A 15606-nucleotide genomic window follows, 5' to 3' on the forward strand; every position below is an offset into this window, starting at 1 on the left:
CTCGGCGCGGGCGAAGGCCAGGTCAGGGCAGGGAACCGGCACTGTCGCCGTCGAGATCCAGACGGATCACCGCCAGGGTCTCGGCCACCTCGGCGGTCAGCTCGTCGTCCGGGCCGAACACCACGCACAGGTCCGCGTGCAGCGGCTCCAGGACGTCGAAGGCCTCCGCCGCCCGCTGTTGCGCGAGGAGCAGCATGCCGATGTCGCGGCGCAGCTCCACCGCGTTCTCGCTCACGTCGCCGTCCACGGCCCGCACCGCGTCGAGCACGCCGTTCAGCCCGGCCAGCGCCTCGGTCACCTGGCCGAGTTCACCACGGCAGCGCGCCGCCTGGGCCCTGCTGTCCAACGCCTCCTCGCTGCTCGGGCCGCCCACACGGGCGTAGGCGTCGGCCAGCGCCTCGAACTCGGGCAGCGCGGCCCGGTGGTCACCGGCCAGCTGACGGCTGACCGCCCGGCGCATGCGCAGACCGAGCACCGCCTTGCTCTCCGGCCCGAGGGCACGCGCGGCGGGCTCGATCATCTCGCCCACCACCTCGGCGGCCTGGGCGTACCGCTCCTCCTCCAACAAGGCGCGGTAGTGCGCGTGGACGTCGAGGATCTGCTCCCGCAGCGCCTCCCGCTCGACCGCCGGGAGGACGGGCGGCGCGCCCGGGCCGACGGCGGGCGCGGCGGACCGCGCGCCGGTGCGCGAGCGGGGCGCGTAGGGCCGGCGGAAGATGCCCGTCGGGTCCGGTGCCCCGACGGGTCCCGCCTCCTGCGGCACGGAATCCTCGCCCGGCGCCGGCAGGAAGGGCCGCAGCCGCTCGTACACCTCCTGCACGTCCGCCGGGCGTGCCTCGGGCGCCTTGCGGAGCAGGTGCAGGACGAGTTCCTCCAGGGCTGCCGGTACGTCGCCGCGCAGCTGCCGCAGTGGGGTCGGGGCCGCGTTGACGTGCTGCGTCATCAGCTGCCACTCGCTGTCCCCGCCGAACAGCGTCCGTCCGCTGAGCAGTTCGTGCAGCACGCAGCCCAGCGCGTACAGGTCGGTGCGCGGCGTGACCCGCGCACCGCGCACCTGCTCCGGCGCCATGTACTGGTGCGTCCCGATCGGGCTGCCCGTCGCGGTCAGCTTGGTGACGTCCGTCCGCAGGATCGCCGCGATGCCGAAGTCCAGCACCTTCACCGTGCCGTCCCGGGCGACGAGGATGTTGCCGGGCTTCAGGTCGCGGTGCACCACCGGCACGTCGTGCGCGTACGACAGCACCGTCGCCACCTGCGCGGCCACGGCCGCCGCCCAGCTGACGGGGAGCGGGCGGTCCGGGTGCACGTACGCGGTCAGCGGCACGCCGTCGACCAGCTCCATCACCAGGAACAGCTGCTCGTACGACGCGTCCAGCACCGCGTCGTACACCTGCGGCACGCCCGGGTGCTGGATCCGCGCGGTGACCCGCGCCTCGCGCCGGAACCGCTTCTCGAACTCCTCCGCCAGATGCGGCGAGGTGACGGCCTGCGGGCGGATCAGCTTCACGGCGACCGGGCGGTCCAGCACGGTGTCGTAGCCGCGCCAGACGTCCCCCATGCCGCCGTGGTCGAACCGCTCCAGCAGTTCGTAGCGTTCCGCGATCCGTCGTACGTCCGGCACCTGGTCCCCGCTCCCGCCCCGTCGAGTGTCCGAAGGGATCAGTCTCCCGGGCGGGCCGCTCGGGCGTCCAGCCAGGTCGCGGAGCAGGTGTGTGATCAGGACAGGCCGGGAGCGGCGCACTCCGCCCAGACGGTCTTGCCGGGCCCGCCCGTGGAACGGGGCGAGCACCCCCAGCGGTTGGCCAGCGCCTCGACGAGAAGCAGCCCGCGCCCCCCGTCGCCGTCCTCCGGCACGGCGGCGGGGAGGCGGGGGAGGCGTTCGCCCCGGGTGTCGGTGACCTCGATGCGTACGGTGCCGGTCGCCGGGTCGGCGACGAGGAGCACGTGGAAGTCACGGCCGGCGACGTGCCCGTGCCGCACGGCGTTGGCGCACAGCTCCGACGCGATCAACGTGACGGCGTCGTGCGCGTCGCTGCCGTACGGGATCCCCCAGGCGTCGAGCCGGTGCGCGCACAGGCGCCGGGCCAGACGGGCACCGCGCGGGGTCGAGCTGAAGCACATCGCGAACCGGTGCACCGTCACGGGTGGTTGTGTTGCGGTCATGCACTCACGGTGGCGGCCCGTGGCCTAGCGTGACCAGTGGTGACGCGCTGACGTCGGTCCTCCGTACGGAGCGGGCGCGGGCGCTGTACGCGGTGGTACGCGGGGAGAGGAGGCAGGGCGGTGACCGTGAGGGACGAGGAGCCGGCGGCGCAGCGGCAGCAGCGGCCGGAGGACGAGCCGGGGACGGGCGTGGTGACCGCGTTCGGGCGGCAGTTGAAGCTGCTGCGGACGCGGGCGGGGCTGGAGCGGGCCGAGTTCGGCAGGAGGCTCGGGTACTCGGCGGACACGGTGGCGTCGATCGAGCAGGGGAGGCGGATCCCGCAGGCCCGGTTCATCGAGAAGGCGGACGAGGTGCTGGGGGCAGGTGGGGTGCTCACGGCGCTGAAGGAGGAGGTGGGGCGGGCTCAGTATCCGGCGTTCTTCCGGGACATGGCCCGGCTGGAGGCGGAGGCGGTCACCCTTCATGTGTACGGTGCCTTGGCCGTTCCTGGCCTGTTGCAGACCGAGGAGTACGCGAGGGCTGTTTTCACCATGCGCCGCCCGCTTCTCGATGAGGAGACCGTGGAGCAGCGTGTTGCAGCGCGATTGGCACGACAGGAGATCTTCTCGCGGCGACCGCTTCCCACTCTGAGCTTCGTCATCGAGGAGTCGGTGTTGCGACGGCCCGTCGGAGGACGGTCGATCCTGCACGGACAGTTGGAGCAGATCCTTCTGCACGGACAGCGCAGAAATGTCGAGATCCAGGTCATGCCCACGGATGCAGCCGAACACTGCGGGCTGGCCGGACCCTTCACCTTGATCGAAAAGCGGGACGGGCGCAGGATGGCGTATGTGGAGGTGCAGCGGACCAGTCGCCTCTACACCGAGCGCGCGGAAGTGCGGGACGCTGAGGAGCAGTACGGCATCCTGCGAGCTCAGGCCCTGACTCCACGCGAGTCGCTGGCCTTCGTCGAGGGACTCCTGGGAGAGAGATGACCCACCGGGTGAGTGAGCTGACGGTTGCGGAGTCAGCGTGGTTCAAGAGCAGCTACAGCAGCGGCGAGGGCGGGGAATGCGTCGAAATCGCCGCCCATGCAGCCACCGTACTGGTACGGGATTCCAAACGTCCGGCAGAAGCCAGGCTGTGCTTCGCACCCGAGGCATGGGCCGGCTTCCTGCGGATGACCGCAGAGCACTGAACCGATGGAATGCCTTGGGCCCGGTACGCGCGCCGTACCGGGCCCAGGGTGTGTCAGATGTCGTCCAGCCCTTCCTCCCGGCGGATCATCCGCCAGGCCGCGCGGCGGGCGCTGCGGTCGAGGTTGGACTTGAAGTCCCGGTCGGTGCCGAAGTACCGCTTGCCGAGCGTGTCGATCGTGGAGACATGGTCCATCATGTTCTCCTCGAACTTCTTGTCGAAGACGATCCCGAAGTTCTCCTCGTCGTTGACGACGGCGGCGGCCCGGACCTTCGGGTCGTCCTTCGTGGCGTTGAAGGCCGGGAGGACGTCCTCCTCGGTGAACTCCGTGCCGAATTTGGCGTTGAACTTCTCGATCAGCTCGGACAGAAGTGACTTCTCGGCGTCCGTGGCGCCGCCGACCCCGTCGCCGAAGCCCTTGAGCTCTGCGGGGCCCTCGGGGTTGAGGGACACGTCGTGCTCGCCGGTCTTCTCGACGCGCAGGTGGCTGAGGTCGACCTCGCCTATGTCGACGCCGCCGTCCGCGAGCCGGGGGAGCCGGTTGAGCAGGTACCGCCCGTACAGGTACAGGCGCTCCAACTCGGCGTCGCGGTACGGCACGATCTGCGCGAGGAAGCCGTACTTGCGGACGTAGTCGCTGAGGTTGGCGCGGAACTCCTCGGCCGTCTCGACGTCGTCCTCCTCCTCGCTCTCCAGGAGGGTGGTGAAGCGGGTGACGGCGGGGGAGAGGAGCCGGTACAGCTCGGCGTGCAGCTTCTCCCACTTGGACTGCGAGCCGCCCGCCTTCTCCTGCGCATCGAAGTACGCGGCGACGAACTCGTCCATGTCCTGCTCCGAGATGATCGGCGCGGACATGACGCGGCTCTGGGCCGTGTAGAGCAGGTTCGGGTCGGAGGGCAGGGTGTGCGCCTCCTCGAAGTACGGGCGGAAGGCGTCCTGGATGTCCTCGGCCTCGTTGACGAAGTCCAGCACGGCGAGGTCGGCCTGGGACTTGCGCTCGGCGGTGCGGTTGAGGCGGGAGAGGGTCTGGACGGCGGCGATGCCGGTCAGCGTCTTGTTGACGTACATCGTCGTCAGGAGCGGCTGGTCGAAGCCGGTCTGGTACTTCTCGGCGACGACCAGGATCCGGTACTCCTGCTGCCCCTTGCCGCCGGCCTTCACGGCCTTGTCGTCGGCGCGGGTGTAGGCGAACGCCTTGGGCAGCGCGCTCTCGGAGAGGCCGCCGTTCTCCTTGACCTCGGTGGTCTCCTCACCGTCGATGGTGAGGGAACCGGAGATCGCGACGAGGACACCGAGGTCCGGGTACTTGGTGTCGTACTCGCGGTCGGCGATGTAGCTGCGGATGGCGCGGGCCATCTGCACGGCGGAGTGGCGGGACGCCGTGACCACCATGGCCTTGGCCCGGCCGCCGAGCCGGCCGCGGGTGTGGGCGACGAAGTGCTCGACGATCACCTGGGCGTGCTGGGACACCGTGTGCTCGTGCATGAGCGCGAACCGGGCGAGCAGGCTGTTGGCCTTGGAGGGGTCGACCTCCTTCTCGTCGTGGTTGAGGTTCGCGAGCTTCCAGTAGGTGTTGTAGGTGACGTAGTTGCGCAGCGGGTCGAGGATGAAGCCTTCCTCGATGGCCTGGCGCATGGAGTAGGTGTGGAAGGGGCGGTAGACGGTCTTGCCGTTCTCCACGCCTTCCGTGCCGAAGAGTTCGAGGGTCTTGGACTTGGGCGTGGCGGTGAAGGCGAAGTAGGAGAGGTTGGCGGCGTGCGAGCGCTCGACCGCCTTCGCCTTCAGCTTGTCGTCCACGGTGACCGTGGTCGCGCCCTCGTCGTCGGAGTCGGCGTCCAGGCCGAGGTCGCGCAGGGCGGACTTCACGGCGGTGGCGGCGTCGCCGGACTGAGAGGAGTGCGCTTCGTCGACGATGATCGCGAAGCGGGTGCCCTTGATCTCGGTGGGGTTGTCCTTGATGTAGTTCAGCAGCGCCGGGAACGAGTGCAGGGTGACGGTGACGATCTTGCCGGTGTCCCGGGAAAGGGCGCGGGCGAGCTGTTCGCTCTTCGCGCCGTGCTTCTCGTCGACCTTCACGACCAGGCCGTCGGTCTGGCTGAAGCTGCCGACGGTCTCCCGAAGCTGGGCGTCCAGGTTGCGGCGGTCCGTGATGACGATGACCTTGTCGAAGACGGGCTCGCCGGGCTTGATGCGGCCCTCGGCCAGGGCTTCGGGTCGGAGAACGGCCGGGTCCATGCGCGCGTGCAGATCGCTGAGGCGGTGGGCCAGCCAGCCGATGGTGTTCGACTTGCCGGACCCGGCGGAGGCCATGACCAGGTAGTTCTGGCCGGCGCCGTGGACGGAGGCGTGCGCGGTGAGCTTCCGGACCACGTCCCACTGGTGGAAGCGGGGGAAGATCGTCTTCTTGGTGACGCCGCCGCCGGGCGTCTTCTCCTTCTGCTGGTGCACGAAGCGCTGGAGGAGGTCGAGCCAGTGATCCCGCTGCCAGACCTCTTCCCAGAGGTAGGAGGTGGCGTACTTGCCGTGGGCGGTGGGCGCCGGGTTGCCGGCGCCACCGGGCTGGCCGGGGCCGTTCGAGCCGGTGTTGAACGGCAGGAACTGGGTGCTCTTGCCGCGCAGCTGCGTGGTGACGAAGACCAGATCCGGGTCCACGGCGAAGTTCGCGATGACGCGCCGCGTGAAGATCAGCTCGGTCGGGTCGCGGTCGGTCCGGTACTGCTCCTTGGCCTGCTCGACGCCCTGGCCGGTGAGCGGGTTCTTCAGCTCGGCGGTGGCGACGGGGATGCCGTTGAGGAACAGGGTGAGGTCGAGGCGGTGGCCCCAGTCGGCCTGCTTGGTGGCGTAGGGCAGCTCGCGGACGACGGTGAGGCGGTTGGCCCGGTAACCGTCGAGGACGGATTCGGCGGAGATGAGGTTGGGCCTGAAGTAGGCGACGCGGAGCCGGACTCCGCGGTCCTTCACGCCGTTGCGGAGGACGTGGAGCAGCCCGTCGTCGGCGATGGCCCGGTCGAGGCGCTGTGCAAACCCGCGCCGAGCCTCGTTGGGGTTGCCGCCGTAGACGGTGAGGAGTTCATTCCACTCGTCGGGCTGGGTGGCACCGATGAAGGTGAACAGCTCGTTGGTGTCCAGACCGAGGTCGGGCTGGTAGTCCTCCGGGCTCGCTTCCCGCCAGCCACGTTCACAGAGGGCGGCGACGATGGCAGAGCCGAAGGACGACTCGTCGTGCACGGGGCTCATACGGAGACTCCTTCGGTGACGTTGCGCCCGCTGGCGGTGGATACGTCGAACTGGCCGGTTACGGCAGCGGTGATGAGGGCTTGGCGACGTTCGGCGAGGAGCTGCTCTTGCTTAACGAGCTTGTCCTGCAGGCGGTCGATTCTGTTGACCGCCTGGTCGAGCCGAGCCACGGTCTCTTCCTGTTCATCCTTGGAAAGAGAGGGAAGAGGGATCTGTTTCATAGCACCCACATTGAAGTGAGTTTGGATGCTTCCGACGGCGTGCTCAGATACCTGGGCGCGAGCATGCTCGGAGTTCAGGACATATTCAAGGTACTTCGGGACAACCTTGCGGCCGGGACGAACGATGATCAGGTCGATACAGTTGGCCCCATCTAGCTCAGGCGGCACCACGGCTGTCGCCCCTGCCTGGCCTGTACGGACCACAACCACGTCACCTGCCTGGAGCCGAGACTTGGCGTGCTCGGCATGACCTTCCGCACTGATTCGCACCAGGCCAATGGGGTTGATGGCACCAGGCTTGACGTTGAGGCCGCGCAAAGCTGGAGTGCCCCCGGAATCCACATACCACTTGGCGGGTGTGACGACGATGCCGACGGAGACCGCTTCCACCATGTACTTGAGAGGAACCAGTGAGTGGGAACTGTTACCTCGTCCGAGGCCAAGCATGGACTCGATGACACGCTCCCGCTTCAGTGCAAGCAAGTCGCGCATGCGGCGTCGTTTGGCAGCGAGGTTGTCGATACGCCCGGTCTCGGTGTCGAGGAAGTCGGCGATGCGGCGCTGCTCCTCCAGTGGAGGCAGGGGTACTCGCAGTTGCTCGATGTCCGGCATGTAAATGGTCTTGTGTGTCGACCCTGTGGCGACGCGCTTGAGATCCGGCGCCATGCCTCGCAAGGCGTGCAGCAGATATCGAGGTTCCAGGTTGGGGCCACAGGTCCAAGTGACGAAATCTTGACTCGTGGCCATGTCGCGGCCCATGATCGCGGAGAATCCCACCGAGGCGGTGCGTGAAAGAATCACTGTCCCAGCTGGATGCTTTACGGCCGCCGAGTTGGACAGCCCCACAGGACTGACCATCTCCTTAGTGTCAGTGATGATGCTGGTCCGACCGTCACGCAGCTGCCAGACATCGGCGAGCGTGATCCAAGGAACCGTGCAGTTTTCCCAGTACTCAGGCTTACTTCGGCTGGGCGTGTGACCGGATCCCAAGCGTGCCACCAGTCGAATTGGTGCCGTGGGCCATCGTGAAGAGGTAAGCCAGGGCGCCAAACGCGAAGCGCTCATTCCGTAACCTCCCCCAACAGGCCCTGAATCTCCGCCTCCAGCGCCTTCAGCTCCGCGTCGATCTCCACCAACGGCCGCGGCGGATCGTACACGTAGAAGTGCCGCGTGAACGGAATCTCGTACCCGATCTTCGTCTTGCTGTGGTCGATCCACGCATCCGGCACGTGCGGGTGGACCTCCCGCGTCAGGTACTCCTCGACGTCCTCACCCAACGGCACGTTCTCGTAGTCCCGCAGCTCCGAGTCCGGCTCCGGCTGGCCCTTGACGCGCTGAATCTCGCCCTCCGGGTCCCGTACCCCGACGACCTCCCGCAGCGCCTTGTTGAACGGCGCCCCCGTGGGCCACGTCCCGCCGGCCTGCACCACCGCGTCCTTCAGGGCGAGCCAGGCCTCCTGCTTCGTGCCCCAGCTCGTGCCCATCAGGGACTTGAAGGCGTCCGCCAGAGCCGGAGCCTGCGGCAGCTTCTGGATCACCTTGGACGCCTCCAGCGCCGTCAGCGTCTCCTCCGTCACCTCGAAGCGCAGCTTCAGCGGGCGTTCGACCGTGATCCGCTGGTAGCCGAAGTCCTCGTTGCGGAAGATCTTCACCTTGCCGTGCAGCGGGTGTTCCGCGTCGTCCGCCACGGCCAGCGCCTCGCCGTACAGCTTGACCACCGTCGCGATGTGGTCCGCGCTCAGCTGCTTGCGCTTGTCGCCCAGCGACTTCCGCATCTTCTGCCACTGGTCGCGGGCGTCCAGCAGCACGACCTTGCCCTTGTGGTCCGGGCTCTTGCGGTTGGTCAGGATCCAGAAGTACGTCGAGATGCCGGTGTTGTAGAAGAGCTGGTCCGGCAGGGCGACGATGCCCTCCAGCCAGTCGTTCTCCAGGATCCAGCGGCGGATCTCCGACTCGCCCGAGCCGGCCGCGCCCGTGAACAGCGGCGAGCCGTTGAAGACGATCGCGATGCGCGAACCGCCCCCGCCGTTCACGTCCACCGGCTTCATCTTGTCGATCATGTGCTGGAGGAACAGCAGCGAGCCGTCGTTGATGCGCGGCAGCCCCGCCCCGAAGCGGCCGGCCTCGCCGAGCGCCTTGTGCTCGTGCTCGACCTCGTCCTTGACCTTCTTCCACTCCACGCCGAACGGCGGGTTGGCCAGCATGTAGTCGAAGGTCTTGCGGGCGTGGCCGTCGTCGGAGAAGGAGTTGCCGAAGGCGATGTTCTCCGGGTCCTGACCCTTGATCATGAGGTCGGACCGGCAGATCGCCCAGGACTCCGGGTTGAGTTCCTGCCCGTACACCTCCACCGTGGCGTCCGGGTTCAGCTCCGTGATCAGGTCGTCCATCGCGGAGAGCATGCCGCCCGTGCCGCAGGCCGGGTCGAGGACCGTGCGCACCGCGCCCGGAAGCTGGAGCGCGTCGCCGTCCGGGGCGACCAGCAGCCGCACCATGAGCTGGATGACCTCACGCGGGGTGAAGTGCTCACCGGCCGTCTCGTTCGACTGCTCCGAGAAGCGGCGGATCAGCTCCTCGAAGATGTAGCCCATGTTGTGGTTGGGCACGACCTCGGGGTGCAGGTCCAGGTCCGTGAACCTGCCCATCACCTTGTAGAGCAGGTCGGCGTCGTCGAGCTTCTTGATCTGCTGGGCGAAGTCGAAGCGCTCCAGCACTCCGCGCGCGTTGTCGGAGAAGGCACCCACGTACACGTGGAGGTTCTTCGCCGCGTTCTGCGGGTCCGCGGCGATCTTCTTCAGGGTCAGTCGCGACCGGTTGTAGAAGGAGTGCCCCGAGGCCCGGCGCAGGAAGCGGTCCGGGTCGATGCCGCTGTCCTTGTGCTGCTCCGCGATCTCCGCGACCTTCTCGCGGGTCGGCTCCAGCACGCACTCCAGTCGCCGCAGCACCGTGAACGGCAGGATGACCTTGCCGTAGTCGGACTGCTTGTAGTCCCCCCGCAGGAGGTCGGCGACGGACCACGCGTGGTTCGCCAACTCCGTGTGCTTACTGCTGTTCAAGTGGATCCCCGGATTCCTTCCGAAATGTCCCAACCCCACCGTTCGAGCCGAGCCGCGTTGAGCGACCGACCGGAACGGTCCGACAAGTGTGGTCCATGTGTGAAGGCCCGCGTGCCGAACGGGGCGAATCGCCACCCCGGCCGCCTGCCTCCGGCCGTGCGCCTCAGCCGTTTCCCGGCGAGGGCAGCAACTGCCCGCCCGTGAGACCGCCCGCCAGCAGCCGCGCCGTCTCCTCCGCGAGCCGCGTGGCCCGCCGCGCCTCCGCCCGGAGTTCGTGCACGTGCCGGAACGCCTCCCCGTACCGTCGCTGCTCCTCCAGCGGCAGCAGCGGTACGCGCAGCCGGCCCGGGTTGACGGTGAGGACTGTGCTGCCCGTCGAGGCGCCCGCGATGTTCTCCTCCGCGCCCAGGAACCCGGCGAGGAACCAGGCGTCCAGGCGTGTCGGGTCCGGGCGGAAGAGGTGGACCTGCGGGCCGGGCAGCGCGCCGGCGTCCTGTTCGCCCGCGACCCGGGCCATGGGGCCGTCCGCGCTCGCGACCGCCCGGACGAGGACGTCCCCGACGGCGATCACGGGTGACGAGTCGTCGTACGACCCCGTCGGCTCTCCCGTGGGGCCCGACCCGGTCGCGATGTCCGTGCCGGTGAGCACCGCCCGCGTCTCGGGTCTCCCGCTCTCCCCGCTCGCGGCGTGTGCCCGCGTGCGTACGCTGTCCGGCACCGAGCGGAGCAGGGTGAGCGCCCCGCCCCGCGAGAGGTCGGAGGCCGTCGCCGTCCGCCACTCGCGCGCACCGGCGTCCGCGGCGCTCCAGCCCTCACGGCCGGCCGCCCGCGCGAGGGACTTCGCGGCCTTCACGAGGTCCTGGCGCGCGGCGTCGACCTCGGCCGACAGTTTCACCGGGTCGACCTCCGCCCGTGACGTCCGTACGAGCCGTGCCGGGGTCAGGTCCACCACGTCGTCCAGCAGGTCCACCACGCCGACCGCGTGCGCGACGCCCGGCTCGCCCTCGAAAGCGTCCGGGGCCGCGGTGAAGGCCTCCCACGCCTCCAGGGCCCGGGCCGTGACCCCCGCCCAGTCCACGGAGACCGACCGGCTCGCGCCCCGCGTCCGCGCGGCCGGCGCCGTCCCGCCCCGCCCGGCCGCCGTCACCGTCGGCGTTTCCGCCGCGGTGTCCACGAACAGCACGGACTTGCGCTCCGGGCCGCCCGGCTCGGGCCGTTGCAGCACCCACACCTGAAGTCCGACGTGCAGCGGCACCGACGCGCCGACCGGCAGTGCGATCACTGCGCGCAGCGCACCGCTGCGTACCAGTTCCGCCCGTACCCGGCGCCCCGACGCGCGGCCGGCCGTGGCGGGCGGCAGGAGCAGGGCCGCGTAGCCGCCGGGGGAGAGGTGGGCGAGCGCGTGTTGCACCCAGGCCAGTTCGGACTCGGCGCGGGCCGGTACGCCGTACGCCCAGCGTGGGTCGTACGCCAGCTCGTCGTGGCCCCAGTCGCGGACGCCGTACGGCGGGGTGCACAGCACCGCGTCCGCGACGAGGTCGGGGAAGGCGTCCGCGCGGAGGCTGTCGCCGGCGCGCACGGTGATCGTGGCCCCGGGGGCGGTCAGCGTCAGGCTCACGGCGCTGCGCCGGGCCTGTACGGGAAGCGCGTCCTGGCCGTACAGCTCGCGGGCGCCCCGGCGGGCGGCGGCCGCCAGCAGGGTGCCGCTGCCGCAGGCCGGGTCGAGGACGCGGTCCGGGGTGCCGGGGAGCAGGCGGGCGAGTAGGTCCGCGAGGGGCTCGGGGGTCCGGTACGCGCCGGACGCGGCGCTGTCCTCCAGCTCCCGCTCCGCCAGCACGCCCAGCGCGGCCTGGCCGCCCTCGTCGCGTACACACGCGTACAGCGCGCGCAGCGCCGCCGCGTCGTCCGCCTCGAAGCGCACGGGGGCCGCACCCGGCACGGCCTCGGCCACCGAGGACACGTCGTCCTGTGCGCGGGTGGCGAGGTCCGCGTCCGGCAGCCGCGTGGTGGCCGTCAGTTCCTCGGGCGACCGGCCGGCCGCCGCGAGGACGAGGAGCAGCAGATCCGCCGTCCCCCCGCCGCTCTGCGCGTGCAGCCGCAGGGCCGTACGGAGTTCCTCCGACGGGCTGGCCGCCGAGGCGTGGCCGCGCGAGGCGAGCCAGGCGCGCACGGTCTCCAGGTCATACAGCGGACTGCTCTCCGTGCCGCCCGAGGGAGCGGGGAAGTCCTCGTGCCGACGGCGCCAGTTGCTGACCGTGGCACGCGTGACCCCCGCGATGCGGGAGATCTCGGCGGCGGTCACCTGGGCTGATGACTGGGGCATGGCAGGGAGTCCTGGCCTCTCGGTAGCGAACAGTCAACAACCTACAGCACCCGTCAAGTCCGTCAACGCGATTGACGACGCTTTCGCGTCTGTGGTTCTCTGTGCCTGCTTCCGCATGGAAGCCCGCTCACCGTAACCCCGGGGCTTCCCTGCGCCTGACCACGCCGACCTCCGCCGTCGAAGGCGCGCAGCCCACCGTCCTGGCCGCAGCGCCCGCCCCGCCGCGGCCATCCGCACGAAACGGAGCCACCCCATGTCCGATCAGCAGCCCACCCCGGCACCCGGCCCCGGCAAGGGACCGGCCGTGCCACCGGCTTCCCCCACGCACGGTGACGGTCGGGGGCCCTTCCCGCCCGTACCGCCGGTGCCGCCGGACGGCCGGGTCGGGCACCCCGACCCGCGCCGCAGGACATGGCTGAAGTACGGCGCCGTCGCCCTCGTCTCCCTGTTCGTCGGAGCCGGCATCGGCTCCGGCGGCGACGCGAGCGGCGGCGGTGAGAAGACCGCCGACGCCAAGGCCGCCCCCCGCCCCACGGTCACCGTCACCGAGACGGCACCGGCCGCCGAGGCCGCACCCGCGCCCACGGTGACGGAGACCGTGACCGAGACGGTGACGGCCGAGCCGGAGGAGACCGAGGAGGCGGGCCCGGCGACCAGCTTCTCCGGGGACGGCGAGTACCTCGTCGGCGAGGACATCAAGGCCGGCACCTACAAGACGGCCGGACCCGAGGACGAGTTCGGCTGCTACTGGGAGCGGGCCAAGGACGCCAGCGGCGAGTTCGGCTCGATCATCGCCAACAACAACCTGGAGGGCACCGGCCGGGTGACCCTCAACAAGGGCGAGTACTTCAAGACCAACCGGTGCCAGGAATGGAAGCGGGTGGGCTGAGGACGCGCCCGCTTCCGGGACGGCGCGGTCCCGCATGTGACGAAGTCGTGCACAACCGGAGCGGGGTCTGCGAAGTCGAAGACGGCGTGCCGCCCGAGTTCGTTCGGACGGACGCTTCGTACGTACAGCGAGGAGACGGCCGCCGATGATCCCAGTCGGACGCGAAGAGGACACCCGCAAGGTCCAGACGGCCGTGCTGGGCGGCCCGCACGGGCACATCCCCCTCTTCCTCCCGTTCGAGAAACACGCCGCGGACGGGCTCCGCAGGGAGCACGGATCCAACGCCTTCACCTGCGGCACCCTCCTCGGCGGGTGCGGGAAGCTCCTGACGCTGCGCGCCTGCGACGACAAGAAGTCGCACTTCGCCCACCGCCCGCCCGTCCGGTGCACCCGCACGGCGCTCGGTGAGGACAGCGCCGACCACCTCTACATCGGCGAGGCCCTCGCCAAGTGGTTGCGCGAGCAGGGGCAGGTGAACATCGGTGTCCAGTACGTCCGGCAGAAGGGCGCGCGCAGCGACACGATCGAGGTCCGCTTCGGGCCGCAGAAGAAGCGCCGCCTGATCCACGTGCAGATGGCCCGCCGCTCGTTCAGGGAATGGCAGGCCGACGGGGAACGGCTGCGTGCCGCGGCCGGGGAGCCCCCCACCCTCCGCATGTACGGACCGGAGAGCCAGCTCGCCGCGTTCGAGGTCGACGCCGCCGGGTACGCCCTGCGCTTCGTGTGCGTGACCGAGAACGGGACCCGCGTGGTCCGTGTCGGGACGCATCCTCCGGACCACCAGGTCGCATGGACGACACTCGACCGGTGCCGGCTCGTCCCCGCCGGGATCCTCACCCCGTGGCTGGAGGAGACGCCGCAGGGGATACGGCTGAAGGGAACCCGGCCCGCGCCCCGGCGGGAGGACCATCCCGCCGCCGACGCGCGGAAGGCGGAAGGGGACCGGACGTCGACGGACCGGGGCGGCTCGGGTGCCGGTCCCGAACTCCCGTTGGCGGCGGGGAGTGTCGCCTTCACCGGGGCCGTCCTGACGTCCGAGGAGCACGGTCGGGGACTCTACGACGTGGACGCGCAGCTGATCGGGTCGGCGATGTTCCGCGCCCGGCTGTCCCTGCCGGCCTCGGTCCCGGCTCCAGAACGCCACCACGTGTACGTCCTGACCGGCCGGGCGGCCGTGCTGGGCGGCCCTCAACTCGCCCTTCCCGATTCGCGGTGGACGCTCCGCGCCGAGAGCTTCGTCCGTCTCACGCCCGCGAAGGCGGCGGAATGGGACCTGCTGGAACCTCCCGCACCCGGGCGTGACGCGCGTGCGGCAGCGGGGGAGACGCCGAGCCGGCGACGTCCGGAACAGCCACCGCGAAAGCCCGTGTCGCCCGTCGCGGCGGACGCGAAGGAACCGCCGGGCGAGCCGCGGGCGGCGCAGTGCCCCGCACCGGCGCAGGCCGACGGCGCCCGCGTGCTGCCGCCCGCGCGTCCGGGGGAGGATCCCTTGGAGCGGCTCCAGGTGGTCCTCCGACACCTCGACGAAGGGGACGCGGCGCTGCCGACCCCCGCGCTCCACAGGGCCGTACGGGAGGCGGACGACCTGGCGCTCCTGATCGGCGGCCGCTTCCTTCCGGCCGACGTGTCGCAGCGCCTGCGCCACTGGCGTACTGCTCTGCGTCAGCGTTTCGAGGGGCCGGCGCCCGACTCGCCGCCGCGTGAGGTGTTCGACCGGCTGGCCGACGAGTTCCGCGCCGCCCGTGACGCGGGGGACCTCGCGCTGGCCAAACGTGTCCGCGGCGCGCTGGGCCGCGTCTACGCCCTGCGTCTTTCACTCCAGGACCGTGAGGCGGTCACCGGTGTGATCCGCGAGTTCAAGCAGTGGGTACGGGACCAGGAACCCGTGACGCCGGCGGACGAACCCCTCAAGGCGCTCCGGCGCCTCCTGCACGATCTCGGCAGCCGCAGGGCCACGGTGACCACGGCGGAGATCGCGGCCGCTCTCACGGAGGCCGACCGGATCCGTCGCGGACTCGACGCCCCGTTGCCGGAAGCGGTCGACCAGGGGCTGAGGCGTTGGCGCGGGAACCTCCGGCACCGGCGGCGGGCGGAGAACGGCACCGGCGGGGCCCTTCCCGCTGCCGGGGCGGCCGAGCCGGGCGGCAGGACGGCCGCGCCCGTCCCCGACGGGGAGCGAACGGCCTCCCGGCCCGGCAGGGAGGTCCTGGTGCCGCTCGCCGCCCGCGTGCGCACCCTCCTGCAAGACGCCGCACGCGCCGGAACGACGGTGACCTGGGGGGATCTGCGCCGGCGGATGGGCGGGGAACTGCCCTTCCTGCATCCGGACGACCAGGGCGAGATCCTCGTCCTGGTCGACCGGGAGACGCCGGCGGACGAGCCCCTGCTGGCCGCACTGGTGGCCGGTGCCGACCTGTCGCCCCACGCCCTGTACCGCCACGTCCGCTACAGCCTCGGCCGGAAGCGCGTACCGGAGACGTCCCTCGAGATGCACTGGAAGATGGAGGTCTTCCAGCTCCACCAGCTCTGGCGGCACCGCTGAC

At 70.5% G+C, this 15606-nt stretch carries 10 protein-coding genes; 4 read left to right on the forward strand and 6 right to left on the reverse strand.

The window, feature by feature from the left end:
• Positions 1 to 22 precede the first annotated feature (22 nt).
• Together ACZ4V6_RS22230 and ACZ4V6_RS22235 are read right to left on the reverse strand one after the other, a co-directional pair.
• Positions 23 to 1558 carry a protein kinase domain-containing protein gene (locus tag ACZ4V6_RS22230; RefSeq protein ID WP_467830304.1) on the reverse strand — a complete coding sequence of 512 codons (1536 nt, stop codon included), beginning with the start codon at positions 1556 to 1558 and terminating at the stop codon, positions 23 to 25.
• Between the two features lie 158 nt (positions 1559 to 1716).
• Complete coding sequence (locus ACZ4V6_RS22235) at positions 1717 to 2163, reverse strand: ATP-binding protein (protein WP_467830036.1); 447 nt, start codon at positions 2161 to 2163, stop codon at positions 1717 to 1719.
• Positions 2164 to 2283: 120 nt separating this feature from the next.
• On the opposite strand from ACZ4V6_RS22235, the gene ACZ4V6_RS22240 reads away from it, so the two are divergent.
• Positions 2284 to 3138: a helix-turn-helix domain-containing protein gene (locus tag ACZ4V6_RS22240; protein WP_467830039.1), complete on the forward strand. Its 855-nt coding sequence runs from the start codon at positions 2284 to 2286 to the stop codon at positions 3136 to 3138.
• The gene (locus tag ACZ4V6_RS22245; protein ID WP_467830041.1) at positions 3135 to 3341 is read left to right on the forward strand and encodes a DUF397 domain-containing protein; all 207 of its coding nucleotides are present in this window, start codon (positions 3135 to 3137) and stop codon (positions 3339 to 3341) included. Before ACZ4V6_RS22240 ends, ACZ4V6_RS22245 begins: the two co-directional genes overlap by 4 nt.
• A gap of 53 nt (positions 3342 to 3394) precedes the next feature.
• Here ACZ4V6_RS22245 and ACZ4V6_RS22250 read toward each other — a convergent pair whose 3' ends face one another.
• From ACZ4V6_RS22250 to ACZ4V6_RS22265, 4 genes are all read right to left on the reverse strand, one after another.
• Complete coding sequence (locus ACZ4V6_RS22250; protein ID WP_467830043.1) at positions 3395 to 6577, reverse strand: type I restriction endonuclease subunit R; 3183 nt, start codon at positions 6575 to 6577, stop codon at positions 3395 to 3397.
• Positions 6574 to 7863: a restriction endonuclease subunit S gene (locus ACZ4V6_RS22255; protein ID WP_467830045.1), complete on the reverse strand. Its 1290-nt coding sequence runs from the start codon at positions 7861 to 7863 to the stop codon at positions 6574 to 6576. The genes ACZ4V6_RS22250 and ACZ4V6_RS22255 overlap by 4 nt, the downstream gene beginning before the upstream one ends.
• Positions 7860 to 9851 (reverse strand): type I restriction-modification system subunit M, encoded by a 1992-nt coding sequence (locus ACZ4V6_RS22260; RefSeq protein ID WP_467830047.1) that lies wholly within the window; start codon positions 9849 to 9851, stop codon positions 7860 to 7862. The genes ACZ4V6_RS22255 and ACZ4V6_RS22260 overlap by 4 nt, the downstream gene beginning before the upstream one ends.
• A gap of 163 nt (positions 9852 to 10014) precedes the next feature.
• Positions 10015 to 12174 (reverse strand): N-6 DNA methylase, encoded by a 2160-nt coding sequence (locus ACZ4V6_RS22265; RefSeq protein ID WP_467830050.1) that lies wholly within the window; start codon positions 12172 to 12174, stop codon positions 10015 to 10017.
• A 253-nt stretch (positions 12175 to 12427) separates the two neighbouring features.
• Between ACZ4V6_RS22265 and ACZ4V6_RS22270 the strand changes: the two genes are divergently transcribed.
• Together ACZ4V6_RS22270 and ACZ4V6_RS22275 are read left to right on the forward strand one after the other, a co-directional pair.
• Positions 12428 to 13063: a hypothetical protein gene (locus tag ACZ4V6_RS22270; protein ID WP_467830053.1), complete on the forward strand. Its 636-nt coding sequence runs from the start codon at positions 12428 to 12430 to the stop codon at positions 13061 to 13063.
• Between the two features lie 145 nt (positions 13064 to 13208).
• The gene (locus ACZ4V6_RS22275) at positions 13209 to 15605 is read left to right on the forward strand and encodes a competence protein CoiA family protein (RefSeq protein ID WP_467830055.1); all 2397 of its coding nucleotides are present in this window, start codon (positions 13209 to 13211) and stop codon (positions 15603 to 15605) included.
• Position 15606: the final 1 nt, after the last annotated feature.

The sequence above is a fragment of the Streptomyces sp. NPDC029152 genome (genome assembly GCF_055564355.1).

Bases quoted from the DNA above. Each gene is read 5' to 3' on its own strand.
- ACZ4V6_RS22230 (WP_467830304.1), bottom strand. From the start codon at position 1,558: ATGGGGGACGTCTGGCGCGGCTACGACACCGTGCTGGACCGCCCGGTC.
- ACZ4V6_RS22235 (WP_467830036.1), bottom strand. From the start codon at position 2,163: ATGACCGCAACACAACCACCCGTGACGGTGCACCGGTTCGCGATGTGC.
- ACZ4V6_RS22245 (WP_467830041.1), top strand. From the start codon at position 3,135: ATGACCCACCGGGTGAGTGAGCTGACGGTTGCGGAGTCAGCGTGGTTC.
- ACZ4V6_RS22250 (WP_467830043.1), bottom strand. From the start codon at position 6,577: ATGAGCCCCGTGCACGACGAGTCGTCCTTCGGCTCTGCCATCGTCGCC.
- ACZ4V6_RS22255 (WP_467830045.1), bottom strand. From the start codon at position 7,863: ATGAGCGCTTCGCGTTTGGCGCCCTGGCTTACCTCTTCACGATGGCCC.
- ACZ4V6_RS22265 (WP_467830050.1), bottom strand. From the start codon at position 12,174: ATGCCCCAGTCATCAGCCCAGGTGACCGCCGCCGAGATCTCCCGCATC.
- ACZ4V6_RS22270 (WP_467830053.1), top strand. From the start codon at position 12,428: ATGTCCGATCAGCAGCCCACCCCGGCACCCGGCCCCGGCAAGGGACCG.
- ACZ4V6_RS22275 (WP_467830055.1), top strand. From the start codon at position 13,209: ATGATCCCAGTCGGACGCGAAGAGGACACCCGCAAGGTCCAGACGGCC.